This window comes from Geobacillus thermodenitrificans subsp. thermodenitrificans DSM 465, assembly GCF_000496575.1.
Lineage (GTDB): Bacteria > Bacillota > Bacilli > Bacillales > Anoxybacillaceae > Geobacillus > Geobacillus thermodenitrificans.
Genome location: NZ_AYKT01000001.1, coordinates 217270 through 243226 on the forward strand (window position 1 = coordinate 217270; position 25957 = coordinate 243226).

Here is a 25957-nt window from a genome sequence, read left to right on the forward strand (position 1 = left end):
AAGGATAAATCGGAAACGTGGGGGGATTTCGCGCGGTGATCTATTATTTGCTCGCAGCGGCGGTGATCGCTCTGGATCAATGGACAAAATGGCTTGTTGTCCGCTATATGCAGCTCGGGGAGAGCATCCCGATGATCGACAATGTCCTCTACATTACATCGCACCGCAATCGCGGTGCAGCGTGGGGCATGTTGCAAGGACAGTTTTGGCTGTTTTATTTAGTGACAGTCATCGTTGTAGCTGGGATCATCATCTACATCCGCCGCTTGCGGCCTTCAGAACGATTGGCCGGCATAGGCCTTGGCCTGATGCTCGGCGGGGCGATCGGCAATTTTATTGACCGTGTGTTCCGGAAAGAAGTGGTCGACTTTATCCATACGTACATCGGCACATACAGCTTTCCGGTGTTCAATATCGCTGACTCAGCGCTGACTGTCGGCGTCATCTTGCTGTTTATCCATATGTTTTTTTTCGCAACACCAGAGAAAGGGAATGAGTAGATGGATACGATCACATTTCACATCGAAGAGGAATATGACGGCGAGCGGATCGATAAAGTGATCGCTGCGCTAAATGATGAATGGTCGCGTTCGCAAGTGCAGCAATGGATTAAAAATGGGCTCGTGACGGTCAACGGCCGTACAGTGAAGGCGAATTACAAGTCCGAACTGGGCGATACCGTCGCTATCTCGCCGCCGGAACCGGAGCCGCTTCATGTTGAGCCGGAGCCGATCCCGCTTGACATTTATTATGAAGATGAAGACGTGCTTGTTGTCAACAAGCCGCGCGGCATGGTCGTCCACCCGGCGCCCGGGCATATGCGCGGCACGCTTGTGAACGCTTTGCTCGCCCATTGCCGCGACTTGTCCGGCATTAACGGCGTGCTCCGTCCCGGCATTGTCCATCGGATTGACAAAGATACATCAGGGCTTCTGATGGTGGCGAAAAATGACGCCGCCCACCGCTCGCTTGTGGAGCAGCTTGTCAACAAAACCGTGACGCGCCGCTACAAGGCGATTGTTCACGGCGTTATTCCGCACGATTACGGTACGATCGATGCCCCGATCGGCCGCGACAAACGCGACCGAAAAAAAATGGCGGTTACCGATGAAAACGGAAAGGAAGCAGTCACCCATTTCCGCGTGCTAGAGCGGTTCCGTCAATATACGTATGTCGAATGCCAGCTTGAGACGGGGAGGACGCACCAAATTCGCGTCCATATGAAATACATCGGCTACCCGCTTGCTGGCGATCCGCAATACGGGCCGAAAAAAACGCTCTCGATCGAGGGCCAAGCATTGCACGCCGGGGTGCTCGGCTTCCGTCATCCGCGAAGCGGCGACTATTTGGAATTTGAAGCACCGCTGCCGCCGGAGTTTGCCGAACTGCTCGAATGGTTGCGAAAAAACAATTGACAAACGGAGGCGGCCGCTTTACAATGAAAGCAAGTGAACAGGAACCTTTAAATTCAGTCCTGTGAGGCTGAGAAGGGGTCGGATGTAAAAATAGATGGCGTATGCCCATTTTGTCTGCTGGCAATCGGCCATGCCCCCGCTTCACAGGCGGGGGATTTTTTTGTGTCGACGGAGGTGGTTCGCATGCAAAAAGCTGTTGTGATGGATGAACAAGCGATTCGCCGTGCTTTAACGCGCATCGCTCACGAAATTATCGAACGGAACAAAGGAATCGATGGCTGCGTATTGGTAGGGATTAAAACGCGCGGCATTTATTTGGCGCGCCGCTTGGCTGAGCGGATCGAACAAATTGAAGGAACATCGGTTCCGGTCGGTGAACTCGATATTACGCTGTACCGCGATGATTTGACGATGAAAACAGAAGACCATGAGCCGCTCGTCAAGGGAACGAACGTACCGTTTCCGGTGAGCGAACAGAAAGTCATTTTAGTCGATGATGTGCTGTTTACTGGTCGGACGGTGCGAGCGGCGATGGATGCCGTCATGGATTTGGGCCGCCCAGCGCGCATCCAACTGGCGGTGCTCGTTGACCGCGGCCACAGGGAACTTCCGATTCGCGCCGATTTCGTTGGTAAAAACGTGCCAACGTCCAGCGCCGAAGTGATTGTCGTCGAACTTGCCGAAGTGGATGGGGTTGATCAAGTATCGATTCATGAAAAATAAAGCAGCTCCCTTTTAAGCGCAGTCCCGCGAGGCTGCAAAAGGGGCGGAATGGTTTCGGCTGTTTCTGCACCCTCTTTGTGCCTTCGCGGGCCAAGAGGGTTTTTTTGTGCACACTAAAAGATAAATTCGCTTAGATAGCGAAAGGAGTGAAGGAAAGTGAACAAACCGATACTGGATATTCAAGACCGCCCGACAGTTGGGCAATGGGTGACGTTAAGCTTGCAGCATTTATTCGCCATGTTTGGGGCAACGATTTTAGTGCCGTATTTGGTTGGGTTAGACCCCTCGATCGCCCTGCTCACAAGCGGGCTTGGGACGCTCGCGTTTTTGCTTATCACGAAATGGCAAGTACCGGCCTATCTCGGCTCATCGTTCGCCTACATCGCGCCGATCATTGCGGCGAAAACAGCCGGTGGCCCGGGTGCGGCCATGATCGGCAGCTTCCTTGCCGGGCTCGTGTACGGCATCGTCGCCCTCATCATTAAAAAGGCCGGATATCGTTGGGTGATGAAACTGTTGCCACCGGTCGTCGTCGGTCCGGTCATCATTGTCATCGGTCTCGGTTTAGCCGGCACGGCGGTGGGAATGGCGATGAACGGCCCGGACGGCAACTACAGTCTGCTCCATTTTTCGGTCGCGTTAGTGACGCTTGCCGCCACGGTCATTTGCTCGGTACTGGCGCGCGGCATGCTGAGCTTAATCCCAGTGCTTGTCGGCATCGTCGTCGGTTACGTCTATGCCCTCGCAGTCGGGCTCGTTGACTTATCGAACGTAGCGAAAGCAAAGTGGATAGAAATGCCGGATTTCCTTCTCCCGTTCGCTGACTATCCGGTGCGCATCACCGCGGAGATTGTCATGCTCATGGTGCCAGTCGCCATTGTCACCTTGTCGGAGCATATCGGCCATCAGCTCGTGTTAAGCAAAGTCGTCGGCCGCGACTTAATCCAGAAGCCAGGATTGCACCGGTCGATTTTAGGGGACGGAACAGCGACGATGATTTCTGCTTTGCTTGGCGGCCCGCCGAAAACGACGTACGGGGAAAACATTGGTGTGCTGGCGATCACGCGTGTCTACAGCGTCTACGTGCTTGCCGGCGCAGCGGTAATTGCCATCGTGTTCGGTTTTGTCGGCAAAGTGACGGCGCTGATTGGCTCGATTCCGACACCGGTCATGGGTGGCGTCTCGATTTTACTGTTCGGTATTATCGCCTCGTCCGGTTTGCGTATGCTTGTGGATAGCCGCGTGGATTTTGGCCAGACGCGCAACTTAATCATCGCCTCGGTCATTTTAGTCATCGGAATTGGCGGGGCGGTGCTAAAAATTAGTGAGAGCTTTCAAATCACTGGAATGGCGTTGTCAGCCATTGTCGGTGTCCTGCTCAACTTAGTGTTGCCAGGACGGCCGCAAGTAGCGGAAAACTTATTTGAAGAAGAAAAAAGCAACGACCATGTCGCCTAAATCAAATAAAAACACCTTTTAATTAAGTCCAGCGAGGCTTAAAAAGGTGGGAACGAAGCGCATGGGGGCGGAGTCTATCCTCTGCTCCGCCATGCCTCAATCGTCACACCTTGCCTTGCCGGCAAGGTGTTTTTTTATCAAAAAGAAAAGGGAGAGAGACTGATGACCCATCTACTCACGTTAAGTGAACTGTCGCTTTCCGAAATCAACCGTTTGCTCGATGAAGCGGAGACGTTCCGCAACGGGCGTCCGTGGCATCCAGCGACGCCGATGTATGTAGCGAACTTGTTTTTTGAACCGAGCACGCGCACGAAATGCAGCTTCGAGATGGCGGAGCGGAAACTGGGGCTTCATGTCATTCCATTTGACCCGGAACGCTCAAGTGTGCAAAAAGGAGAGACGCTGTACGATACGGTCAAGACGCTTGAAGCGATCGGGGTTGACGCTGTGGTTATCCGCCATCACGAAGATGCCTATTTCGAAGCGCTCCGTCATTCGGTTGGTGTTTCGATCATTAACGCCGGCGACGGCTGTGGACACCATCCGACCCAATCACTGCTTGACTTGCTGACAATTCGTCAAGAGTTTGGAACGTTTGCTGGGTTGACGGTCGTGATCATCGGTGACATTCGTCATAGCCGCGTCGCCCGCTCCAATGCGGAAGTGTTGACAAGATTGGGGGCAAACGTCTTGTTTTCCGGACCGCCGGAATGGGAAGATGACATGAACCTGCACGGGACTTATGTCGAGATCGATGAAGCCATCGCTCGCGCTGATGTCGTCATGCTTTTGCGCATCCAGCACGAACGTCACGCTGAAAAAATGGGATTAACCAAAGAAGAGTACCACCAACAATACGGGCTGACGCTCGAGCGGGCACAGTTGATGAAACCGGGCGCCATCATTCTGCACCCGGCGCCGGTCAATCGTGGGGTCGAAATCGCGAGTCAGCTTGTCGAAGCGAAACCGTCACGCATTTTTAAACAAATGGAAAATGGCGTCTATGTGCGGATGGCGGTCTTAAAACGGGCAATAGAAGGGAGAATGCAGCATGGCCATGTGGTTGAAAAATGGCATGTCGTTCAATGAAAACGGGCAATTGGTGCGAACTCATATCAAAATAGAGCACGGAAACATTGCAGCGATCCATCATGAACAGCTGTTTGAAGCAAATGGAGAAGACGTGATCGACGTTGGGGGCAAACTCATCGCTCCCGGCTTGATTGATGTGCATGTCCATTTGCGCGAGCCGGGTGGAGAAGCGAAAGAAACGATTGAAACCGGCACGCTCGCCGCTGCGAAAGGCGGCTTTACGACAGTGGCGGCGATGCCAAACACAAACCCGGTGCCGGACCGGAAAGAGCAGATGGAATGGCTTGCGCGACGCATCCAAGAAACGGCGCATGTCCGTGTGTTGCCGTATGCTTCGATCACGCTCGGGCAAAAAGGGGAGGAGCTGACCGATTTTGCCGCGTTAAAAGAAGCGGGAGCGTTCGCCTTTACTGATGACGGCGTCGGAGTGCAATCAGCGGGGATGATGTTTGAAGCGATGAAACGGGCCGCCGCCCTCGATATGGCGATCGTTGCCCACTGCGAGGACGATACGTTAAAAAACGGCGGTGCGGTGCATGACGGCGATTTTGCGCGCCGATACGGGATCGCTGGCATCCCGTCGGTCTGTGAAGCGGTGCACATCGCCCGCGATGTTTTGCTCGCCGAAGCGACCGGGTGCCACTATCATGTCTGCCATATTAGCACGAAAGAATCGGTGCGCGTCGTCCGTGACGCAAAGCGGGCTGGTATCTGCGTCACCGCGGAAGTGACGCCGCATCATCTCCTCCTATGCGATGAGGACATTCCGAGGCTTGATGCGAACTATAAAATGAATCCGCCGCTGCGCAGCCGCGCTGACCGTGAAGCGTTAATTGAAGGGCTGCTCGACGGCACGATCGATTTCATTGCCACCGACCACGCGCCGCATACAGCAGCGGAAAAAGTGAAAGGAATGGAGGCGGCGCCGTTTGGCATCGTCGGATTGGAAACGGCATTCCCGCTTTTGTACACCCATTTTGTCAAAAAGAACGTGTTTACGTTAAAACAGCTTGTCGATTGGTTGACGATCAAACCAGCGCAATGTTTCGGCTTGCAAACAGGGCGACTCGAGGTCGGAGCACCGGCGGATATCACGGTCATTGATTTAGAAACAGAAGAACCGATTGATCCAGAGACATTTGCCTCCAAAGGAAACAATACGCCGTTTGCCGGATGGAGATGTCAAGGATGGCCGGTGATGACGTTTGTTGGTGGAACACTCGTATGGGAGAAAGGAAGGGCATAACATGAAGCGGCAGCTTATTTTAGAAGATGGTTCGTTTTTTGTTGGGGAAGCATTTGGCAGTTTGAAAGAGACGACGGGTGAAGTCGTCTTTAACACCGGGATGACCGGTTATCAAGAAATTTTGACTGACCCGTCGTACTGCGGGCAAATCGTGACGATGACGTATCCGTTGATCGGCAACTACGGCATTAACCGCGACGATTTTGAAGCGATCTGCCCGTATGTGCACGGATTCATCGTTAAAGAGGCATGCTCAATTCCGTCGAATTGGCGCGGTGAAATGACGCTCGATGCCTATTTAAAAGAAAAAGACATTCCGGGGCTTGCCGGCGTTGATACGCGCAAACTGACGCGTCTCATTCGCCAGCACGGGACGTTAAAAGGAATGATTTGCGGCTTGGATGTCCACCCAGCGGAAGCGGCGGCGAAACTGCGGGCGATGGAGTGGCCGCGAGACCAAGTAAAACGCGTTTCGACGAAAAGTGCTTACCCGAGCCCGGGGCGCGGTGAACGCGTCGTGCTCATCGATTTTGGGATGAAGCATGGTATTTTGCGTGAGTTGAACAAACGGCATTGCGATGTCATCGTGTTACCGTACAATGCGACAGCAGAAGACGTGCTCAGCTGGCATCCGGATGGGGTGATGCTCTCAAACGGACCGGGCGATCCGAAAGATGTGCCGGAAGCGATTGAGATGATTCGTGGGATTTTGGGCAAAGTGCCGCTCTTTGGGATTTGCCTCGGCCATCAGTTGTTCGCTTTGGCGTGTGGTGCGAATACGGAAAAATTGAAATTTGGCCATCGCGGATCGAACCATCCGGTGAAAGATTTGCGCACCGGCAAAGTGGCTATCACATCGCAAAATCACGGCTATGCCGTGACGCATGAGTCGCTCGTTGGCACTCATCTCGAAGTGACACATGTTGCCTTGAATGATGGGACGATCGAAGGGCTCCGTCATCTCGATTTCCCGGCGTTTACAGTGCAATATCACCCGGAAGCATCGCCGGGGCCGGAAGATGCGAATTCACTGTTTGACGAGTTTTTGACACTCATCCGCGAGTTCAGCAAGAAAGGAGAAGTCATCCATGCCTAAACGCCGTGACATCGAAACGATTTTAGTGATCGGCTCAGGGCCGATCGTCATCGGCCAAGCGGCCGAGTTTGACTACGCTGGGACGCAGGCATGCTTAGCTTTAAAAGAAGAAGGATACAAAGTCATTCTCGTAAACTCAAACCCGGCGACGATCATGACCGATACGGAAATCGCCGATAAAGTATATATGGAGCCGCTGACGTTCGAGTTTGTCGCCCGCATTATCCGAAAAGAGCGGCCAGACGCGATTTTGCCGACGCTGGGTGGCCAAACCGGGCTCAACTTGGCCGTCCAGCTTGCGAAAGCCGGCGTGCTTGAGGAATGCGGAGTTGAAATTCTCGGCACGAAACTGGAGGCGATCGAAAAGGCGGAAGATCGCAAGCAGTTTCGCGCCTTGATGAACGAGCTTGGTGAACCGGTGCCGGAAAGCGCCATTGTTCACAGCTTGGAGGAAGCGTACGAGTTCGTCCAACAGATCGGTTATCCGGTCATCGTCCGCCCGGCGTTTACGCTTGGCGGTACGGGCGGCGGTATTTGTACGAATGAAGAGGAGCTCATTGACATCGTCTCGACCGGTTTAAAAATGAGTCCGGTGCATCAATGTCTGCTCGAGCGGAGCATCGCTGGCTACAAAGAAATCGAGTATGAAGTGATGCGCGATGCCAACGACAATGCGATCGTCGTCTGCAACATGGAAAACATCGATCCGGTCGGCATTCACACGGGCGATTCGATCGTTGTTGCTCCGAGCCAAACGTTAAGCGACCGCGAGTACCAGCTGTTGCGCAACGCGTCGCTTAACATCATCCGCGCCCTCGGCATCGAAGGTGGCTGCAACGTCCAGCTGGCGCTCGACCCGGACAGTTTCCGCTATTACGTCATTGAAGTGAACCCGCGCGTCAGCCGCTCGTCGGCGCTCGCTTCAAAAGCAACCGGGTATCCAATCGCGAAACTGGCAGCGAAAATTGCTGTCGGACTAACACTTGATGAAATGATCAACCCGGTCACCGGAAAAACGTATGCCTGCTTTGAACCGACACTTGATTATGTGGTGACGAAAATTCCACGCTTCCCATTTGACAAATTTGAATCGGCGAACCGCCGCCTCGGTACGCAAATGAAAGCGACGGGAGAAGTGATGGCGATCGGCCGAACGTTTGAAGAATCGCTGTTAAAGGCGGTTCGTTCGCTTGAGATTGGCGTTCACCATCTCGAGTTGAAAGATGTGAACACGGCTGCAGACGACGTGATCGAAAAACGGATCCGCAAGGCGGGCGATGAGCGTCTCTTTTACATCGCTGAAGCGCTCCGCCGCGGGGTATCGGTCGAAACGCTGCATGAGTGGAGCCAAATTGATCGTTTTTTCTTGCATAAGCTTGAGAACATCATCAAGATGGAAACGGTCGTCCAAAGCCATCCAGGAGATCTTGAAGTGCTAAAGAAAGCGAAAGCGCTCGGTTTCTCGGACGCCGCGGTGGCGAACTTATGGAACAAAACGGAACGCGACATTTACGAGCTGCGCCGTCAGGAGGGCATCGTGCCAGTTTACAAAATGGTCGATACGTGCGCGGCCGAGTTCACGTCAGAAACGCCGTACTACTATAGCACATATGAAGAAGAAAACGAATCGATCGTGACCGAGAAACAGAGCGTCATCGTACTCGGCTCAGGCCCGATCCGCATCGGCCAAGGGATCGAATTTGATTATGCGACCGTCCATTGCGTCTGGGCCATTAAACAAGCGGGCTATGAAGCGATCATCATCAACAACAACCCTGAAACCGTGTCGACCGACTTCAGCACGTCGGACAAACTGTACTTTGAACCGCTGACAGCAGAAGATGTCATGCATGTCATCGAGCTCGAACAGCCGGTCGGCGTCATCGTCCAGTTCGGAGGCCAGACAGCCATCAACTTAGCGGCAGAACTCGAAGCGCGCGGCGTCCGCTTGCTCGGGACGACGCTTGAAGATTTAGACCGCGCCGAAGACCGCGACAAATTTGAACAGGTGCTCTCCGAACTCGGCATTCCAAAACCGGCCGGCAAAACGGCCGTTTCGGTGGAGGAAGCGGTCGCTATCGCCGAAGAGATCGGCTATCCGGTGCTTGTCCGTCCGTCGTACGTGCTCGGCGGCCGGGCGATGGAAATCGTGTACGGGCAGGAGGAACTGCTCCATTACATGGAACACGCCGTTCGCGTCAACCCGCAACACCCGGTGTTGATCGACCGCTACATCACCGGCAAGGAAGTTGAAGTCGATGCCATCTCGGACGGTGAGACGGTCGTCATTCCAGGGATTATGGAGCATATCGAACGGGCCGGCGTCCATTCTGGCGACTCGATTGCTGTCTACCCACCGCAAACATTAAGTGCCGATGTCATCGAAAAGATTGTTGATTATACAGTCAAATTGGCACGCGGGCTGCGCATCGTTGGGCTTTTAAACATCCAGTTCGTTATCTCTGACAGCGATGTATACGTGCTTGAAGTGAACCCGCGTTCAAGCCGCACCGTGCCGTTTTTAAGCAAAATCACCGGTGTGCCGATGGCCAACCTCGCCACAAAGGCCATTTTAGGGGCGAAGCTCGCTGAAATGGGCTATGAAACTGGCGTCTGCCCAACGCGCGAGGGTGTCTTTGTGAAAGTACCCGTGTTTTCGTTTGCGAAACTGCGCAACGTCGATATTTCGCTCGGGCCAGAAATGAAGTCGACCGGTGAAGTGATCGGCAAAGACATGACGTTTGAAAAAGCGCTCTACAAAGGGCTTGTGGCGTCCGGCATTCACATTCAGCCGCATGGGGCGGTACTGTTGACGGTGGCGGACAAAGATAAAGCGGAAGCCATCGACCTTGCCCGCCGCTTTGTCGAAATTGGCTATCAAATTTTGGCGACGAATGGCACAGCTGCGACATTGAAAGCGGCCGGCCTTCCGGTGACGGTTGTCAATAAAATCCATTCGGCGTCGCCGAATATTTTAGATGTCATCCGCCAAGGGAAGGCGCAAGTCGTCATCAATACGTTGACAAAAGGAAAGCAACCGGAAAGCGACGGCTTCCGCATCCGCCGCGAAGCGGTCGAAAACGGCATTCCGTGCTTGACGTCGTTGGATACCGCACGTGCGATGCTCCAGGTCGTTGAATCGATGACGTTTTCAACGACGGCGATGACGGAAGGGCTGGTGCGTTCATGATCGGCCGTGAACGAATGACGGTAGTCAGCCAACGGATGATTGCTGAGCGCACGTATGAATTGACACTGAGCGGCCAACTCGTTGCCCAAATGAATGAGCCGGGGCAGTTCGTTCATATCAAAGTGGCAGAAGCGGCCGATCCGCTTTTGCGCCGTCCGTTGAGCCTTTGTCAGATCGACCACAAGCAGGGGCAATGCATCATCATTTACCGCCAGGAAGGGAAAGGCACTGCGTTGTTAACACAAAAACAGCCGGGCGACAGAGTTGATGTGCTCGGTCCGCTCGGCCACGGCTTTCCGCTAGATGCCGCGCCAGCGGGCGGTCGGGCACTGTTGGTTGGCGGCGGCATCGGCGTCCCGCCACTGTACGAATTGGCAAAACAGCTGGCGAACCGGGGGGTAAACGTCGTGAGCGTACTTGGCTTCGCGACCAAAGCCGCCGTTTTTTACGAAGCGGAATTTGCTGCGTTCGGTGAGACGTATATCGCCACCGATGACGGATCATACGGGATGGCAGGGCGCGTCACTGATGTGATCGAGCAACAGGGCCTTTCGTTTGACGTGTTGTACGCCTGCGGCCCGAAGCCGATGTTAAAGGCGTTGGCTGAACGATTCCGCGGCCGGCCGGTCTATTTGTCGCTAGAGGAGCGGATGGGTTGCGGCGTCGGAGCGTGTTTTGCCTGCGTCTGCCATGTGCCGGGGAGCGAGACGGCGTATAAAAAAGTATGCAGCGACGGTCCGGTATTTCGGGCCGGGGAGGTGGTGTTATGAACCGGCTTGCAGTCGAACTGCCAGGTCTTTCGCTCAAAAACCCGATCATGCCGGCGTCCGGATGTTTCGGGTTTGGCCGCGAGTACGCCCAGTTTTACGATTTAAGCGTGTTAGGGGCCATAATGATTAAAGCGACGACAAAAGAGCCTCGCTTCGGCAATTCGACGCCACGGGTGGCGGAAACGCCTAGCGGGATGTTAAACGCTATTGGCTTGCAAAATCCAGGGCTTGATAAGGTGCTTGCGGAAGAATTGCCGTGGCTTGAACAGTTTGATGTGCCGATCATCGCGAACATCGCCGGCTCAACGATGGAAGAATACGTCGAAGTGGCCGAGACGATCTCAAAGGCGCCAAACGTTCATGCACTGGAGCTTAACATTTCGTGCCCAAACGTGAAAAAAGGAGGCATTGCGTTCGGTACTGTGCCAGAAGTGGCGGCCGAACTGACGAGGCTCGTGAAGGAAGTGTCCGTCGTGCCGGTGTATGTGAAGCTATCGCCTAACGTTACGGACATCGTCGCGATGGCGAAAGCAATTGAACAAGCGGGCGCCGACGGCTTGACAATGATCAATACGCTCGTCGGTATGCGCATCGATGTGAAAACAGGCCGGCCGATTTTAGCAAATGGCACCGGCGGTTTATCCGGCCCGGCAGTAAAGCCGATCGCTATCCGCATGATTTATGAAGTGAGCCAAGCGGTATCCATTCCGATTATCGGCATGGGCGGCGTGCAAACAGCGGAAGATGTGCTCGAATTTTTCTACGCCGGCGCGAGCGCGGTCGCCGTTGGGACGGCCAATTTCATCGACCCGTTTGTCTGCCCGACGATCATCAATGAACTGCCGGTGCTGCTTGACGAGCTTGGGATTCGACATATCTCGGAATGTACGGGAAGGAGCTGGAAAACCGGTGCACACGCCGTTCATTGTCGCTCTTGATTTTCCATCTAAACATGACGTACAGCAGTTTTTACGCCCGTTTAGCGGCACGCCGCTGTTTGTGAAAGTCGGCATGGAGCTGTATTATCAGGAGGGTCCAGCCATCATCGCCATGTTCAAAGAACAAGGACATGCCGTGTTTTTAGATTTAAAACTGCACGACATCCCGAATACGGTGAAACAGGCGATGAAAGGGCTCGCTCGCTTAGGTGTCGATTTAGTGAACGTTCACGCCGCCGGCGGCCGGCGCATGATGGAAGCGGCCATAGAGGGGCTTGACGCTGGAACGCCAAGCGGCGCTGCTCGGCCGCGCTGCATCGCCGTCACCCAGCTGACCAGCACGGATGAGCGGATGCTTCATGAAGAGCTGTGGATTTCCCAGCCGCTTGAGGAAACGGTCAGCCATTACGCAGCGTTGGCGCAAGCGAGCGGAATGGACGGTGTCGTCTGCTCGGCGAACGAAGCGACGCTCATCAAAGAACGGTGCGGTGCTTCGTTTCTCGCGGTCACACCGGGGATTCGCTTTGCCGACGATTCAGTGCATGACCAAGTGCGCGTCGTGACGCCAAGGAAAGCACGCGCGCTCGGCGCCGACTACATCGTCATCGGCCGCAGCATCACCCGCGCCGCTGACCCGCTCGCGGCCTACTCCCGCTTGCAACACGAATGGAACGGAGGAGAAACAGAATGAAACACGACATCGCTGCCAAACTGCTTCAGATCGGGGCCGTCGCCTTGCAGCCAAGCGAACCGTTTACGTGGTCGTCTGGCTTGAAATCGCCCATTTATTGTGACAATCGCCTAACGCTTGCCTATCCAGAAGTGCGCCGCATGATCGCTGACGGTCTCGCGGACCTCATCCGCACCCATTTTCCCGAAGCAGACCTCATCGCCGGCACAGCGACCGCCGGCATCCCGCACGCCGCCTGGGTGAGCGAGCGGCTTGGTTTGCCGATGTGCTATGTCCGCAGCCAAGCGAAAGCGCACGGAAAAGGGAAACAAATTGAAGGAAAAGCCGAAGCGGGCCAACGCGTCGTCGTCATCGAAGACTTAATCTCGACCGGCGGCAGCTCGCTCAATGCCGTTCGCGCCTTGAAAGAGGCGGGCTGCGAGGTGCTTGGCGTCGCCGCCATTTTCACGTACGGACTTGAAAAAGCGAAGCAGGCGTTTGCCGAAGCGAATGTGCCTGCCTACACCCTCACCGACTACGACACACTCATCGAAACGGCCGTCCGCCTTGGTGCCGTCAGCGAGCACGACTTGGCTACATTGCGAACATGGCGGGAAAATCCGGAAGAGTGGGGAAAATAGATAGAGAAGAGAGAAGCGCGGACCAAAGAATGGTTCGCGCTTTTGTCATGTGTTGTTAGCGAGCGGGACTTCCGTCGCCTCCGATGATGACGGAAATGGCGATAGAACGGCCAAAGTCAATCGAACTAGCGATGACTTGATGACTATGGGAGGTACTCTGTTTGTCTCTTAGGGTATGGAAATTACTGTAATGAAAAAATGTTCATCTACAGTACTATATATACTCTCGCCATCAAGTTCAAACACACTATAATCTGAATTCTCTAAGTTTAATGCATCAACAACATTCAAAATGTTAGCTACCGAAAAACCTTTTAAAATTTTGTTTTCACTACATTTAGTTGAAAGTTTCTTAAATACTTTCTATTTCAATGTCTGACTTTACTTTTAAAGCCTTATTTAAGGCTTTTTTTAAAATAGTTATTAAATCTTCTCCATCACTTGTAACAAAATAGTTAGATAAGTCTGTAATTTCATCACTTATATTATCTCCCCATGGTGGTGTTTTGGAAATGTCTTCAATATCCCAAATGACCTGTGATGGACTGTAATTTTTTAAACTTTCTTTAATTTCATCTATTTCTTTAATAGCATCTTTAATATATTTATACTCAAGTTTGCCATTATATAGTTTGTTTAATAAAAGAGGATACTTTGTTCCCCAACCATTTGGCTCTAAATGATAGCTTATTGTTGTAAAAATTCACCATGCCCAATTGGATACCAATAATATTTTACTTTAAAACCTACAGCCATTCTGTCACCTCACTCATTAGTTTTAAATCTCATATTTACTTTACCATTTGTTTTTTTCATTATTTTATCATACAAATCATCTAATGTTTCTTCCGATATGATGACGTCCGCCCTTTCGTGTTTGGTTATCAGTGTTTACTGCTCAGCAAGGGGCGGCTGTTTTTGTTTAGCCTGCTTTGTTCCCATCCTGATGGCGAGTGCTGTTTCAAGAAGGCGTTCGATGATGTGGGTGGATGGGCATGAAATGTACATGAGCTTACAACAAAAGGGCAGACATATCCGTTAAGAAGTTTTCCGCTCATAACACTGCAAGTGCGCTCACAAACGGCATCATCGCCTTTTTTCAAGATCATTCAATCTCTTTCCAAATGCGCTCAATCGCCATAAGCTCGTTGCTGCGAAACGACAATTGGTAAATGTCGGGCATCGCAAGGCGCTGCCAAAAACGAAAATCGTACTGCTTATCGAAATAGTTCATGATTAATACCATGATGTTGCCGTGCGTACTGATCACGACGTTTTTTCCTTTATGCTTTTCCAATATGCGAAATACAGCACGCACGCCTCGTTGTTGTGCGAGGCGGTTCGACTCGCCACCTTCCTAACAAAAAGCTTCGTCTTCCCACACTTTTTGGACCGCCGCAAGAAAATCGTCGACTGCCGTTGCAGCCAACTTCCGCTCTTTGAAATCGTCTTCGATTTCGATCCTGCTTCCGACATGCTTCGCAATGCCTTCCACCGTCTGGATCACGCGTTGATATGGACTTGAATACACGATATCGATCCGTTCATGCTTCAGCAATTCTGTCACCACCTCGGCATCGCGCATGCCGCGTTCCGACAGCGGTCGACCGAGCTCGTCCGACGTATAAACCGAGTGAGCGTGTCTTACGAAATACAAATTCGTCAACATTTCCCTCTTCTCCATTAACTCCTATCATTTACGGTAGATGAACCATTTTCGTAGCAATAATTACCATATCAAAAAAGACAACCATGGCTATAGGGACATTCTTTGTTTACGACTGTTTCGCCGCGTGTTCTTTTTGCCGCTGTTTCATGGCGCGGACGAGCTCTTCGTCCGGTGTGACGTAGAGTGTTTGTTCGTTTTCGTAAATGACAAACCCTGGCTTGGCGCCGCTCGGTTTTTTCACGTAGCGGACGCGCGTGTAATCGACCGGCACGGAGCCGGAGTGGCGGGCTTTGCTGAAGTAGGCGGCTAAGTTCGCCGCTTCAAGCAGGGTTTGTTCTGACGGCTGTTTGTTCCGGATGACGACGTGCGAGCCGGGAATGTTTTTCACATGCAGCCAAACGTCGTCTTTATGGGCGAGCTTTGTTGTGAGATAGTCGTTTTGTTTATTGTTTTTGCCGACGAGTATGTCCGTGCCGTCGCTGGCCATGTAGCGGTCAAGCTCAGGCGCAGTTGGCTTCCGCTTTTTCGCCCCTTTAGCGGCGCGCGGACGCAAGTAGCCTTGTTCGATGAGCTCGTCGCGAATTTCCTCGATGTCTTTTGGCGAAGCGGTTTCGAGCTGGCTTAAAATCGTATCACAATAAGCGATGTCTTCTTTCGTCCGCTCAATTTGTTCACGGACGACAGCGAGTGAGTTTTTCGCTTTTTGGTATTTTTGAAAATAGTGTTGCGCGTTGTCAGACGGCGATTTTTGCGGGTCAAGCAGGATCGTGACCGTTCCACCGCGTTCGTCGTAGTAGTTTGTGACCTCGATTTCTGTCATGCCGCGCTTGACAGCATACAAATGGGCGGTGAGCAGTTCGCCGTACAGCCGGTACATATCGGCTTGTTTCGCTTCCGCAAGCGTCTGTTCGAGCTTGAGGAGCTTTTTCTCGTTTTTCGCTTTTTCGTTCGCCATGAGCCGCTCGATGTCATGGGCTTGCTGTTTGACGCGGTCGCGCTCCGCTTTGCCGAAATAAAAGCGATCCAACAGCTCGCTCGCGCTCGCAAACGGCTTTCCTTCCGCTTGGATATGGGTCAGCGGCAAAATGTAAAACCATTCTTTTTCTCCGTTGGTATACATCGTCGGCGCAAAACGACGATTGCGCACGTCGTTCATCAACGTGACGAAGCTTTTTGGCAGCGTTGCCCGGTTGGCGAGCCCAGCTCGAAATACAGCTTCATTGGCGAACAGTGGCGAAATGCCACTGAAGGCGGAGACGAGCTGATGGGCGAGCTTGCCAGCGTGAAAGTCGATTTTTTTCAGCATTGTTTCTTCGGTGGCTTCCAGTGGATTCAGCTTGCCGTGCGTCGGCGGGGCGATGTATGGATGCCCAGGGAGCACGGTCCGGTAGCGATTGACCGATGGCGGCAAATGTTTCAAGCTGTCGATGATCGTGTTGGTGGATGCATCGACTAAGATGATGTTGCTATGGCGGCCCATTACTTCAATGATGAGCTGTTTCGTCTGCACATCGCCAAGTTCATCGCGCCCTTTTGTATCGATGACGATAATGCGGTCAAACTCGACTTGGCGGATGGCTTCGACGATGCTTCCTTCTAAATGTTTGCGCAGCCGCATGCAAAACATCGGCGGCTCGGGCGGGTTATCGTACGTTTCGTTTGTCAAATGGACGCGGGCGTACGTCGGATGCGCCGATAGCATCACTTTATGATTATGGCCGCGGGCGCGCACGAGCATGACGATCTCATACGCTGACGGCTGGTGGATTTTCGTGATCCGCCCTCCTGCGAGCGCTTCTTGCAATTCGCCGACAATGGCATAAGTAAACACTCCATCAAACGACATGGGAAACACCTTTCTATTTGTTTCTTTTGCTACTCCGATCTTACCATACGATTTGCCATTTTGAACATTTTTGCGAACATTTTGTGGAGACGGATCGCGGCGTGGAGCAAAACGGTTATATAAAAATGAAAAGGAAATGGCGCGGCCAAGCGATCATTCGTTTATACCGCTAAACATATCATTTTTTCGGACATGTGTGAATAAGCATAGAAGAGCGAGAGCAGTGTGCCGAAAAGACGGAAGAACGGAGGGGAAACGGGATGCAGTGGCATATGCTGGCTGCCAACGATGTCGCACACGAGACAAAGACGAATGTGACGGCCGGGCTGACCGCGACGGAGGCAGAAAAACGGTTGCGGCAGTTTGGTTATAATGAGTTGGCAGAAGGGAAAGCAACACCGGCAATTGCTGTCTTTTTCCGCCAGTTTCAAGATTTTATGGTGCTCGTTTTGCTGTTGGCGACCATCATTTCGGCATTTTTAGGCGAATATGTCGATGCGGTTGCCATTGTCGTCATCGTCATTATGAACGCCGTGCTTGGTTTTATCCAAGAGCGGCGGGCAGAAAAGTCGCTTGCTGCTTTAAAACAGCTGTCTGCTCCGCAAGCGATGGTGTTGCGCGACGGCGAGTGGGTGAAAATTCAAGCGCGGGAGTTGGTCGTTGGCGATATTGTTAAATTGACAAGCGGCGATCGGGTCGGGGCTGATATCCGGCTCATTGAGGCGAACGGGTTGGAGATTGAGGAATCGGCGTTAACGGGTGAATCGGTGCCGGTAGCGAAATCAGCTGCCCCGCTTCTTACTGAGCAGGCGTCATTAGGCGATTTGCATAATATGGCGTTTATGGGGACGTTAGTAACAAGGGGAAGCGGCGTTGGTATCGTCATTGCTACCGGAATGAAAACGGCGATGGGGCAAATCGCGACGATGCTTGAAGAGGCGGATGCTGGCCTGACGCCGCTGCAGCGCCGCTTAGAGCAGCTCGGGAAAATTTTGCTTATCGTGGCGCTGGCACTGACGGCAGCGGTGGTGGCGGTTGGGGTCGTGCAAGGGCATGATCTGTATGAAATGTTCTTGGCTGGTGTATCGCTTGCGGTGGCAGCCATTCCAGAAGGATTGCCGGCAATTGTGACAGTTGTACTGGCGCTTGGCGTGCAACGAATGATCAAACGAAACGCCATTGTCCGCAAACTTCCGGCAGTGGAGACGCTTGGTTGCGCCTCGGTTATTTGTTCCGACAAAACGGGGACAATGACGGAAAACATGATGACCGTCACGCAACTATGGGCAGGAGGGCGGACGTTTTCAGTAAGCGGCGTTGGCTTGGAAACGGACGGGGAGTTTTCGGAACGCAACCGGACGGTCGATCCGCATCGGGCTCCGGCGCTCGGTCGTCTATTGACGATGGCGGTGCTTTGCAATAGTTCGGAGCTGAAAGAGCAAAACGGCCGCCGCTATGTGGACGGCGATCCGACGGAAGGAGCGTTGCTTGTCGCTGCGGAAAAAGCGGGCATGAAAAAAGGCGAACTCCTTCGTGACTATGTCATTGAACGGGAGTTTCCGTTTGATTCCGAGCGGAAAATGATGACAGTCATCGTTCGCGACCGAAACGGCCGTCGGTTTTCGGTGACGAAAGGCGCTCCGGACGTGTTGCTTGAACGGGCGACACGCCTTGAATGGAACGGACGCGAGCAGGCGCTGACTCCGGCATGGAAAGAAGCGGTCGAGAAGGCGGTTCACCAGATGGCGGCCTCAGCCTTGCGCACGATCGCCGTTGCTTACCGGCCGCTTGCCGACAATGAGAAAATCCAGTCGGAAGAAGAGGCAGAAACACGCTTCATTTTTCTTGGTGTCGCCGGCATGATCGACCCGCCGCGCCCTGAGGTGAAAGAAGCAGTGGCGCGCTGTAAAGAGGCAGGCATGAAAACGGTGATGATTACCGGCGATCATGTGTTGACGGCCAAGGCGATCGCCAAACAACTTGGCGTATTGCCGCCTGACGGCAAAGTGATGGATGGAGCGACGTTATCACGCCTGTCGGTCGACGAGCTTGAGCGTGAGATTGATGATATTTACGTGTTTGCCCGTGTCGCGCCGGAACATAAGTTGAAAATCGTCAACGCCTTCAAGCGGCGCGGTCATATTGTCGCCATGACTGGCGACGGGGTGAACGATGCGCCGGCGATTAAAGCGGCTGACATCGGTGTTGCGATGGGGCGGTCAGGAACGGACGTGGCGAAAGAAGCTGCATCGCTCGTATTGCTTGATGACAACTTTGCGACGATTCAAGCAGCGATTGAAGAAGGGCGCAACATATATGAAAATATCCGTAAGTTTATTCGTTATTTGCTCGCCTCAAACGTCGGGGAAATTTTAGTGATGTTGTTTGCGATGTTGCTCGCGCTGCCGTTGCCGCTCGTGCCGATCCAAATTTTATGGGTCAATCTTGTTACGGACGGCTTGCCAGCTATGGCGCTCGGACTTGACCGGCCGGAGGAAAACGTAATGAAGAGGCCGCCGCGACGCCCTGATGAAGGGGTGTTCGCCCGCGGACTTGGTTGGAAGATCATCAGCCGCGGCTTTTTGATCGGTCTTGTTACGCTGGCGACGTTTATGACCGCCTACGAACGAAGCGGCCATGAGCTTGCTTACGCCCAGACGGCAGCGTTTGCGACGCTTGTGCTCGCCCAATTAGTCCATGTGTTTGACTGCCGATGCGAACGTTCAATTTTTGACCGCAATCCGTTAGGGAACGGTTATCTTGTTGCGGCGGTCATCGTGTCGCTGCTGCTCCTGTTCGTCGTCATTTACTATCCGCCGCTGCAGACGGTGTTCCATACTGAACCGCTCGCTGCGCTCGATTGGTTGCTCATTGTTGGGCTGTCCGCTTTGCCGACGTTTTTGTTTGCCGGTTCGCTTTTTACGAGAAAATAAATAACGTATATGGTATAATGAAAAAGGTGATAGAGGTATGCTCTATGGCCTTTTCTTTTTTTCATCAATGACAGCAACGGGTGTGATGGCATGGTTTACAGCATGACTGGTTTTGGCACGAGCACGAAAAAAACGGATCGCTTAATGGTGACGGTGGAAATGAAATCGGTCAACCACCGGTTTTGCGAAATTTCCATACGCCTACCTAGACAATGGCTCGTGTTTGAAGATAAAATAAAAAAAGCGATTTTGCCGTATGTGCGGCGCGGGAAAGTCGAAGTGTTCGTCACGATCGCCGGCGAAGGGCTCGTAAAGCGGAAAATACATATCGATTGGGATTTGCTCGCCCAATATTGGGCTGGACTGCAGGAAGCAGCCAAGCGGTTTTCCCTTGACGGCAATGTGACGACAGCCGAGTTGCTTCGGCTTAACGGGGCAGTCGAAGTCGTCGAAGAGGAAGGCGGCAATGAGGAGATCGAGCCGCTTCTCCTCGCCGCTGTCGATGAGGCGGCAAGGGCACTGATGGCCATGCGTCAACAAGAAGGGAAGGCGCTCGTCGCCGATTTGCGCGCCCGTCTGCACGAGATCGAGGCTGGTGTTACTGCCATTGAACAGCGGGCGCCACTTGTTGTGGAACAGTACCGTGAGCGGCTGGCACGCCGACTCCGTGAATGGGTGCCCGCTGCGGTCGACGAGGCACGTTTGCTCACGGAAGTGGCGGTGTTTGCCGAAAAAGCAGACATTAATGAAGAATTGAAACGCATCCGCAGCCATTTGATGCAAATGGCAGATGCGCTCGAAACAGACGAACCAGTCGGGCGGAAGCTGGACTTTTTAGTGCAGGAGTTGAACCGCGAAGTGAACACGATCGGCGCCAAGGCAAATGACAGCGTCATTGCTGCGCAAGTCGTCGAGATGAAAAGCGCGCTCGAGAAAATGCGCGAGCAAGTGCAAAACGTGGAATAGCCGTTTAAAACGGCTTGCTAGCGGCAACAATAACGAATATGGCAGGTGGGCGTGTCATGATGATGAAGTTTATTAATATCGGATACGGAAACATGGTGTCGGCCGCCCGTATCATTACGATTGTCAGCCCCGATTCGGCGCCGATTAAACGAATCATCCAAGATGCGCGCGAAAAAGGTAAGCTCGTCGATGCGACGCACGGTCGAAGAACGCGCGCAGTGATCATTACAGATAGTGATCATGTCATTTTATCATCCGTGCAACCGGAAACGGTGGCGAACCGCTTGTACGGAAGCGATGATTTCTCCGAGGAAGGGTAGGGTTTTCAACGTTGAGGAACGAACGAGGGTTGTTAATCGTCATGTCAGGGCCGTCCGGTGTCGGCAAGGGAACGGTGCGCAAAGCGCTGTTTTCGCGACCAGACATCGAGCTTCATTATTCGGTGTCAGTTACGACGCGCAAGCCGCGGGAAGGTGAAGTGGAAGGCGTTGATTATTTCTTCCGGACTCGCGAGCAGTTTGAGCAAATGATCCGTGAAAATAAGCTGCTTGAATGGGCGGAATACGTCGGCAACTATTACGGGACGCCGATCGACTATGTGGAAAAAACGCTCGCGGAAGGGAAAGACGTATTTTTGGAAATCGAGGTGCAAGGCGCGATGAAAGTGCGCCAAGCGTTCCCGGAAGCGCTCTTTATTTTCCTTGCCCCACCAAGCTTATCGGAGCTTGAGAAGCGGATCATCGGGCGCGGCACCGAATCGAAAGATTTGATCGAAAATCGGCTGCAAGCAGCCAAAGAGGAATTGGAAATGATGGACGCATACGACTATGTCGTTGAAAACGATGAGATCGAGCTCGCATGCGAGCGAATCAAGGCGATCGTCATGGCCGAACATTGTCGGCGTGAGCGCGTCGCCGAGCGATATAAACGGATGTTGGAGGTGGAATGACGATGTTGTATCCTTCCATCGATTTGCTTATGAAAAAAGTGGATTCGAAATATAAGCTTGTTACGGTTGTCGCGAAACGGGCGCGTCAGCTTCAAGACGGCTCGGAGCTGATGGTGAACAAGCCAGTGTCGAAAAAATTTGTCGGCCAGGCATTAGAGGAAATTGCCGGCGACAAGGTTGAATTAGTGGAAGAAGAAAAATAACAACCTAGCTGTTAGGTTGTTATTTTTTTCAATATCGGGGGTGGCGAAGATGATGAAGGGGAAACATATTTTGCTCTGCGTCACCGGAGGGGTGGCCGCCTATAAGGCGGCGGCGTTGACAAGCCAGTTAACCCAGCGCGGCGCGGAAGTGAAAGTGATCATGACCGAAGGGGCGTGCCAGTTTATTACTCCGCTTACGTTCCAAGCGTTGTCGCGCCAAGAAGTATATATCGACACGTTTGCCGAAAACAACCCGGCCGTTATCGCTCATATCGATTTGGCTGACTGGGCTGATCTTGTCCTTGTTGCCCCGGCGACAGCCAATACGATCGCCAAGCTGGCTGCCGGCATCGCCGACAATATGGTGACGACGACGATTTTGGCGACGAAAGCGCCGGTGTGGATCGCCCCGGCGATGAACGTTCATATGTACGAGCATCCGGCCGTCCGAGCAAATATCGAGCAGTTGTACCGGTTCGGTTACCGGTTCATTGAGCCGTCGGAAGGCTATTTGGCGTGCGGCTATATCGGCAAAGGGAGGCTGGAGGAACCGGAAAAAATTATCGCCCATATCGAGCGCTTTTTCGCAGACGATCCGCCGTTGTTCCGCGGGAAGCACGTCCTTGTCACTGCCGGGCCGACGCGGGAAAAGCTCGATCCGGTTCGCTATTTTTCCAACTATTCGAGCGGCAAAATGGGCTATGCGATTGCCGAAGCAGCAGCCCGCTTCGGCGCTTCGGTGACGCTTGTCTCCGGCCCGACGGCGCTTGCGGCACCCGATGGCGTCGAGATAGTGCCGGTTGAGTCGGCTGCTGAAATGTATGAAGCGGTGATGGCTCGCTTTGCGGAAACGGACATTGTCATTAAGGCAGCGGCAGTTGCTGATTATCGGCCGAAATACGTCGCGGCGGAAAAAATTAAAAAGCAGCCCGGCGATTATGTTGTGGAGATGGAGCGGACGATCGACATTTTAAAAACACTTGGCGAGCAGAAAACAAGGCAAATTCTAGTCGGATTTGCGGCCGAAACGGACAACCTCGAACAGTATGCGTTGAAAAAGCTTGAAGAAAAGCGGCTTGACCTTGTCATTGCCAACAATGTGACTGAAGAAGGGGCGGGGTTTGCCGGTGATACAAACATCGTCACGATTTTCCGCCGCGACGGCGCCACTCGTCCGTTGCCGCTCATGACGAAACGAGAGGCCGCTGAGGAAATTTTAAAAGAAATTCACGCGTATACCGAGGGGATTCGATGAAGGTTGCATCGGTCATTGTCGATGTCCCGACGCGGCAAACAGACCGCCCGTTCGACTATTTGATTCCTGAGCGCTGGCGCGGCATCATCCAGCCGGGAATGCGGGTGACGGTGCCGTTCGGAGCGCGACGCCTGCAAGGGTTTGTCATTGGAGTAAAAGATCACTCTGAGATCAAGCAGTTAAAGCCGATTGAACATGTACTTGATGTCGTGCCGGTATTAAATGAAGAACTGCTTGACCTCGGCCGCTATTTAACGGAAACGACGCTCTGTTTTGCCATTTCGGCGTATCAAGCGATGTTGCCGGCGGCGATGCGGGCGAAGTATGAAAAGCTGCTCCGCCTAACGGATGAACGAAAGCGCGAGATGCTGCCGGACGACTTAAAGCCGCTGTTTGCCAACCGAGTAGAAGTCGCTTGGAAAGACGTCGAGACGGCCGGCTTATGGCGGGCGGCACAAAGGGCAGTGCAGCAAGGCGTGCTTGAAGCGGTCTACGAAGTGAAAGAAAAAGCTGGGAAGAAAACGGTGAAGCATGTTGTTCTTGCTGTTCCAGCAGAGCAGGCGAAAGACGCGCTGGCAGCGCTTCCGGCAAGGCAAAAAGACGTGCTTTCGTTTTTGCTTGAAAAAGAGGAAGCGGTGCCGGTCGCCAAGCTACAAGCGGCGCTTGGTGTTTCCTCTGCACCGCTTAAAGCGCTCGTCGGCAAAGGGCTGATTGCGATGAGCGATGTTGAAGTTTATCGCGATCCGTACGAACATCGTACGTTTCAGCCAAGCGAACCGCCGACGCTCACCCAAGCGCAGACCAAGGCGTTGGCGGCAATTACCGCTTCGGTGCGCGCTAGGGAGCACCGTACGTTTTTGCTTTACGGCGTCACCGGCAGTGGGAAAACGGAAGTGTATATGCAGGCGATTGAAGAAGTGTTGCGCCAAGGGAAAGAGGCGATCGTTCTCGTGCCGGAAATCTCGCTGACGCCGCAAATGGTCGAGCGCTTTAAAGGCCGGTTCGGCCCGAAAGTAGCGGTGCTCCACAGCGGGCTGTCAGTCGGCGAAAAATATGATGAATGGCGGAAAATCCATCGGAAAGAGGTACAGCTTGTTGTCGGTGCGCGTTCCGCAGTATTTGCCCCGTTTGAAGACTTAGGGATGATCATTATCGACGAGGAACATGAGACGAGCTATAAGCAAGAAGAAATGCCGCGCTACCATGCGCGGGATGTTGCCATTTACCGCGCCCGCCGCCACCGCTGTCCGGTCGTGCTCGGCAGCGCCACTCCATCGCTTGAAACGTTCGCACGTGCCGTCAAAGGGGTGTATGAGCTGCTTGAACTGCCGGAGCGGATTGCTGATCGCGGCATGCCGGATGTCCATATTGTCGATATGCGCGAGGAATTGCGCAGCGGCAATCGTTCGATGTTTTCACGGCGATTGCTTGATGAGCTGCGTCTTCGACTGGAACGCGGCGAGCAGGCGGTATTGTTTTTAAATCGACGCGGCTATTCGACGTTTGTCATGTGCCGCGGCTGTGGCTATGTCATCTGTTGCCCGCATTGCGACATTTCGCTTACGTATCATCGCGCGGGAGAGAGGATGAAATGCCATTATTGCGGTTACGAAGAGCCGCTAGTTCCTCGCTGTCCATCGTGCGGAAGCGAACATATCCGCTTTTTCGGCACCGGCACGCAAAAAGTGGAAGAAGAGTTGGTCAAGCTGTTGCCGAAGGCGCGCATCATCCGCATGGATGTCGATACGACGGGGCGGAAAGGGGCGCATGAAGAGTTGCTCTCCCGCTTTGCTGCCAAAGAGGCGGATATTTTGCTCGGCACGCAAATGATCGCCAAGGGGCTTGATTTTCCTGACGTGACGCTCGTCGGTGTGCTTGCGGCCGATACGATGCTTCATCTGCCCGATTTTCGCGCCGCAGAGAAAACATTTCAGCTGCTGACGCAAGTGAGCGGGCGCGCCGGACGGCATGAGCTTCCCGGTGAAGTCGTCATCCAGACGTATACGCCGGATCACTACAGCATTGAGCTCGCCGCCCGCCACGATTATCGCGCCTTTTACCGACGGGAGATGACGCTGCGCAAAGCGCATGGCTATCCGCCATACTACTATTTGACGCTCATTACCGTCGCTCACGAGGAAGCGCCGGCCGCCGCCAAAGCGGCCGAAAAAATCGCTGCCTATTTGCGCAAACAACTGTCGAATGAAACGGTCGTCCTCGGCCCGGTCGCCTCACCGATCGCTCGCCTTCATGATAGATATCGTTACCAATGCATGATAAAATACAAACGGGAACCGAACATAACGGCGGCGCTGAAAGCGGTCATCGATCGTTATCAAGCGGATGCCACCCACGGTGGGGTGGCGATTACCGTCGATACGAACCCGTATATGATGATGTGAAAATGGAGGAATGACGTTGTCTGTATTGCCGATTGTCACCTATCCTGCTCCAGTTTTGGAACAACCGTGCGCGCGGGTGACGGTCTTTGACCGCCAGCTCGGCCGGTTGCTTGACGATATGTATGAGACGATGATTGCCGCTGATGGAGTTGGCTTGGCCGCCCCGCAAGTTGGCATTGCCAAACAGGTTGCTGTCGTCGATATCGGCGATGAGCATGGCCGGATTGAGCTTATCAATCCAGTTATCATCGAAGCGCGCGGTGAACAAATTGATGTTGAAGGCTGCTTGAGCTTTCCTGGTCTGTTTGGCGAAGTGCCGCGCGCCAATTATGTGAAAGTGCGGGCGCAAAACCGGCGCGGCCGTCTGTTTACACTCTCTGCGACCGGCTTTTTAGCGCGCGCCTTGCAGCACGAAATCGATCACTTGCACGGCGTGTTGTTTACATCGAAAGTGATCCGTTACTGCGATCTTGAAGAATTGGAAGGGTAGATGCT

The 25957-nt window shown here is 53.3% G+C and carries 21 protein-coding genes and 2 pseudogenes; 20 read left to right on the forward strand and 3 right to left on the reverse strand.

The genetic code is table 11. The annotated features are described in order from the left end of the window. Window positions 1-17: 17 nt before the first annotated feature. The 12 genes from lspA (at window position 18) to pyrE (ending at window position 13239) form a co-directional block, all read left to right on the forward strand. Window positions 18-500: a signal peptidase II gene (lspA, locus tag DSM465_RS0101165; protein ID WP_008878663.1), complete on the forward strand. Its 483-nt coding sequence runs from the start codon at window positions 18-20 to the stop codon at window positions 498-500. After that, window positions 501-1415, forward strand: coding sequence for an RluA family pseudouridine synthase (locus DSM465_RS0101170; RefSeq protein WP_008878662.1), 915 nt, complete (start codon window positions 501-503; stop codon window positions 1413-1415). A 183-nt stretch (window positions 1416-1598) separates the two neighbouring features. After that, a complete protein-coding gene (gene pyrR, locus DSM465_RS0101175; protein ID WP_008878661.1) occupies window positions 1599-2138 on the forward strand; it encodes a bifunctional pyr operon transcriptional regulator/uracil phosphoribosyltransferase PyrR in 540 nt (179 codons plus the stop codon). A gap of 156 nt (window positions 2139-2294) precedes the next feature. Next, entirely contained in the window at window positions 2295-3596 is a 1302-nt protein-coding gene (locus DSM465_RS0101180) for a solute carrier family 23 protein (protein WP_008878660.1), read from the forward strand. Between the two features lie 162 nt (window positions 3597-3758). Further along, on the forward strand, window positions 3759-4685 hold the full coding sequence (locus tag DSM465_RS0101185; protein WP_029760427.1) for an aspartate carbamoyltransferase catalytic subunit: 927 nt from the start codon (window positions 3759-3761) through the stop codon (window positions 4683-4685). Next, window positions 4648-5934 carry a dihydroorotase gene (locus tag DSM465_RS0101190; RefSeq protein ID WP_029760428.1) on the forward strand — a complete coding sequence of 429 codons (1287 nt, stop codon included), beginning with the start codon at window positions 4648-4650 and terminating at the stop codon, window positions 5932-5934. The genes DSM465_RS0101185 and DSM465_RS0101190 overlap by 38 nt, the downstream gene beginning before the upstream one ends. Window position 5935: 1 nt before the next feature. After that, entirely contained in the window at window positions 5936-7030 is a 1095-nt protein-coding gene (locus DSM465_RS0101195) for a carbamoyl phosphate synthase small subunit (RefSeq protein WP_029760429.1), read from the forward strand. Next, window positions 7023-10220: a carbamoyl-phosphate synthase large subunit gene (gene carB / locus DSM465_RS0101200; RefSeq protein ID WP_029760430.1), complete on the forward strand. Its 3198-nt coding sequence runs from the start codon at window positions 7023-7025 to the stop codon at window positions 10218-10220. The genes DSM465_RS0101195 and carB overlap by 8 nt, the downstream gene beginning before the upstream one ends. Next, entirely contained in the window at window positions 10217-10990 is a 774-nt protein-coding gene (locus DSM465_RS0101205) for a dihydroorotate dehydrogenase electron transfer subunit (protein WP_029760431.1), read from the forward strand. Before carB ends, DSM465_RS0101205 begins: the two co-directional genes overlap by 4 nt. After that, entirely contained in the window at window positions 10987-11928 is a 942-nt protein-coding gene (locus DSM465_RS0101210; RefSeq protein WP_029760432.1) for a dihydroorotate dehydrogenase, read from the forward strand. The genes DSM465_RS0101205 and DSM465_RS0101210 overlap by 4 nt, the downstream gene beginning before the upstream one ends. Continuing rightward, window positions 11900-12619, forward strand: a complete 720-nt coding sequence (gene pyrF / locus DSM465_RS0101215; protein ID WP_008878653.1) for an orotidine-5'-phosphate decarboxylase — start codon at window positions 11900-11902, stop codon at window positions 12617-12619. The genes DSM465_RS0101210 and pyrF overlap by 29 nt, the downstream gene beginning before the upstream one ends. Further along, entirely contained in the window at window positions 12616-13239 is a 624-nt protein-coding gene (pyrE, locus tag DSM465_RS0101220; RefSeq protein ID WP_029760433.1) for an orotate phosphoribosyltransferase, read from the forward strand. Before pyrF ends, pyrE begins: the two co-directional genes overlap by 4 nt. Window positions 13240-13591: 352 nt before the next feature. On the opposite strand, the pseudogene DSM465_RS18685 reads toward pyrE, so the two are convergent. From DSM465_RS18685 to DSM465_RS0101230, 3 genes and pseudogenes are all read right to left on the reverse strand, one after another. Next, window positions 13592-13995 (reverse strand): annotated as a pseudogene (locus DSM465_RS18685) (immunity 70 family protein). A 349-nt stretch (window positions 13996-14344) separates the two neighbouring features. Next, window positions 14345-14923: pseudogene (locus DSM465_RS18095) on the reverse strand (histidine phosphatase family protein). Window positions 14924-15014: 91 nt separating this feature from the next. Beyond that, a complete protein-coding gene (locus tag DSM465_RS0101230; protein ID WP_029760434.1) occupies window positions 15015-16754 on the reverse strand; it encodes an Rqc2 family fibronectin-binding protein in 1740 nt (579 codons plus the stop codon). Window positions 16755-17014: 260 nt separating this feature from the next. On the opposite strand from DSM465_RS0101230, the gene DSM465_RS0101240 reads away from it, so the two are divergent. The 8 genes from DSM465_RS0101240 (at window position 17015) to def (ending at window position 25952) form a co-directional block, all read left to right on the forward strand. Further along, window positions 17015-19687 (forward strand): calcium-translocating P-type ATPase, SERCA-type, encoded by a 2673-nt coding sequence (locus DSM465_RS0101240; protein ID WP_029760435.1) that lies wholly within the window; start codon window positions 17015-17017, stop codon window positions 19685-19687. 90 nt (window positions 19688-19777) lie between these two features. Then, the gene (locus tag DSM465_RS0101245) at window positions 19778-20653 is read left to right on the forward strand and encodes a YicC/YloC family endoribonuclease (RefSeq protein WP_029760436.1); all 876 of its coding nucleotides are present in this window, start codon (window positions 19778-19780) and stop codon (window positions 20651-20653) included. A gap of 56 nt (window positions 20654-20709) precedes the next feature. Further along, complete coding sequence (gene remA / locus DSM465_RS0101250) at window positions 20710-20973, forward strand: extracellular matrix/biofilm regulator RemA (protein WP_008878645.1); 264 nt, start codon at window positions 20710-20712, stop codon at window positions 20971-20973. A gap of 11 nt (window positions 20974-20984) precedes the next feature. Continuing rightward, the gene (gene gmk / locus DSM465_RS0101255) at window positions 20985-21602 is read left to right on the forward strand and encodes a guanylate kinase (protein WP_011887111.1); all 618 of its coding nucleotides are present in this window, start codon (window positions 20985-20987) and stop codon (window positions 21600-21602) included. A gap of 2 nt (window positions 21603-21604) precedes the next feature. Beyond that, on the forward strand, window positions 21605-21805 hold the full coding sequence (gene rpoZ / locus DSM465_RS0101260; protein ID WP_008878643.1) for a DNA-directed RNA polymerase subunit omega: 201 nt from the start codon (window positions 21605-21607) through the stop codon (window positions 21803-21805). Window positions 21806-21854: 49 nt separating this feature from the next. Next, the gene (gene coaBC / locus DSM465_RS0101265) at window positions 21855-23060 is read left to right on the forward strand and encodes a bifunctional phosphopantothenoylcysteine decarboxylase/phosphopantothenate--cysteine ligase CoaBC (protein WP_029760438.1); all 1206 of its coding nucleotides are present in this window, start codon (window positions 21855-21857) and stop codon (window positions 23058-23060) included. Then, the gene (priA, locus tag DSM465_RS0101270; protein ID WP_029760439.1) at window positions 23057-25462 is read left to right on the forward strand and encodes a primosomal protein N'; all 2406 of its coding nucleotides are present in this window, start codon (window positions 23057-23059) and stop codon (window positions 25460-25462) included. The genes coaBC and priA overlap by 4 nt, the downstream gene beginning before the upstream one ends. Before the next feature lie 16 nt (window positions 25463-25478). Next, on the forward strand, window positions 25479-25952 hold the full coding sequence (gene def, locus DSM465_RS0101275) for a peptide deformylase (protein ID WP_008878639.1): 474 nt from the start codon (window positions 25479-25481) through the stop codon (window positions 25950-25952). Window positions 25953-25957 lie beyond the last annotated feature (5 nt).

Excerpts from the sequence above, each read along its gene's own strand:
- DSM465_RS0101240 (WP_029760435.1), top strand. The coding sequence starts at position 17,015 with ATGCAGTGGCATATGCTGGCTGCCAACGATGTCGCACACGAGACAAAG.
- DSM465_RS0101170 (WP_008878662.1), top strand. The coding sequence starts at position 501 with ATGGATACGATCACATTTCACATCGAAGAGGAATATGACGGCGAGCGG.
- carB (WP_029760430.1), top strand. The coding sequence starts at position 7,023 with ATGCCTAAACGCCGTGACATCGAAACGATTTTAGTGATCGGCTCAGGG.
- DSM465_RS0101185 (WP_029760427.1), top strand. The coding sequence starts at position 3,759 with ATGACCCATCTACTCACGTTAAGTGAACTGTCGCTTTCCGAAATCAAC.
- priA (WP_029760439.1), top strand. The coding sequence starts at position 23,057 with ATGAAGGTTGCATCGGTCATTGTCGATGTCCCGACGCGGCAAACAGAC.
- DSM465_RS0101245 (WP_029760436.1), top strand. The coding sequence starts at position 19,778 with ATGGTTTACAGCATGACTGGTTTTGGCACGAGCACGAAAAAAACGGAT.
- pyrR (WP_008878661.1), top strand. The coding sequence starts at position 1,599 with ATGCAAAAAGCTGTTGTGATGGATGAACAAGCGATTCGCCGTGCTTTA.
- pyrE (WP_029760433.1), top strand. The coding sequence starts at position 12,616 with ATGAAACACGACATCGCTGCCAAACTGCTTCAGATCGGGGCCGTCGCC.
- rpoZ (WP_008878643.1), top strand. The coding sequence starts at position 21,605 with ATGTTGTATCCTTCCATCGATTTGCTTATGAAAAAAGTGGATTCGAAA.
- DSM465_RS0101210 (WP_029760432.1), top strand. The coding sequence starts at position 10,987 with ATGAACCGGCTTGCAGTCGAACTGCCAGGTCTTTCGCTCAAAAACCCG.
- remA (WP_008878645.1), top strand. The coding sequence starts at position 20,710 with ATGATGATGAAGTTTATTAATATCGGATACGGAAACATGGTGTCGGCC.
- DSM465_RS0101195 (WP_029760429.1), top strand. The coding sequence starts at position 5,936 with ATGAAGCGGCAGCTTATTTTAGAAGATGGTTCGTTTTTTGTTGGGGAA.
- DSM465_RS0101205 (WP_029760431.1), top strand. The coding sequence starts at position 10,217 with ATGATCGGCCGTGAACGAATGACGGTAGTCAGCCAACGGATGATTGCT.
- coaBC (WP_029760438.1), top strand. The coding sequence starts at position 21,855 with ATGATGAAGGGGAAACATATTTTGCTCTGCGTCACCGGAGGGGTGGCC.
- DSM465_RS0101190 (WP_029760428.1), top strand. The coding sequence starts at position 4,648 with ATGGCCATGTGGTTGAAAAATGGCATGTCGTTCAATGAAAACGGGCAA.
- DSM465_RS0101230 (WP_029760434.1), bottom strand. The coding sequence starts at position 16,754 with ATGTCGTTTGATGGAGTGTTTACTTATGCCATTGTCGGCGAATTGCAA.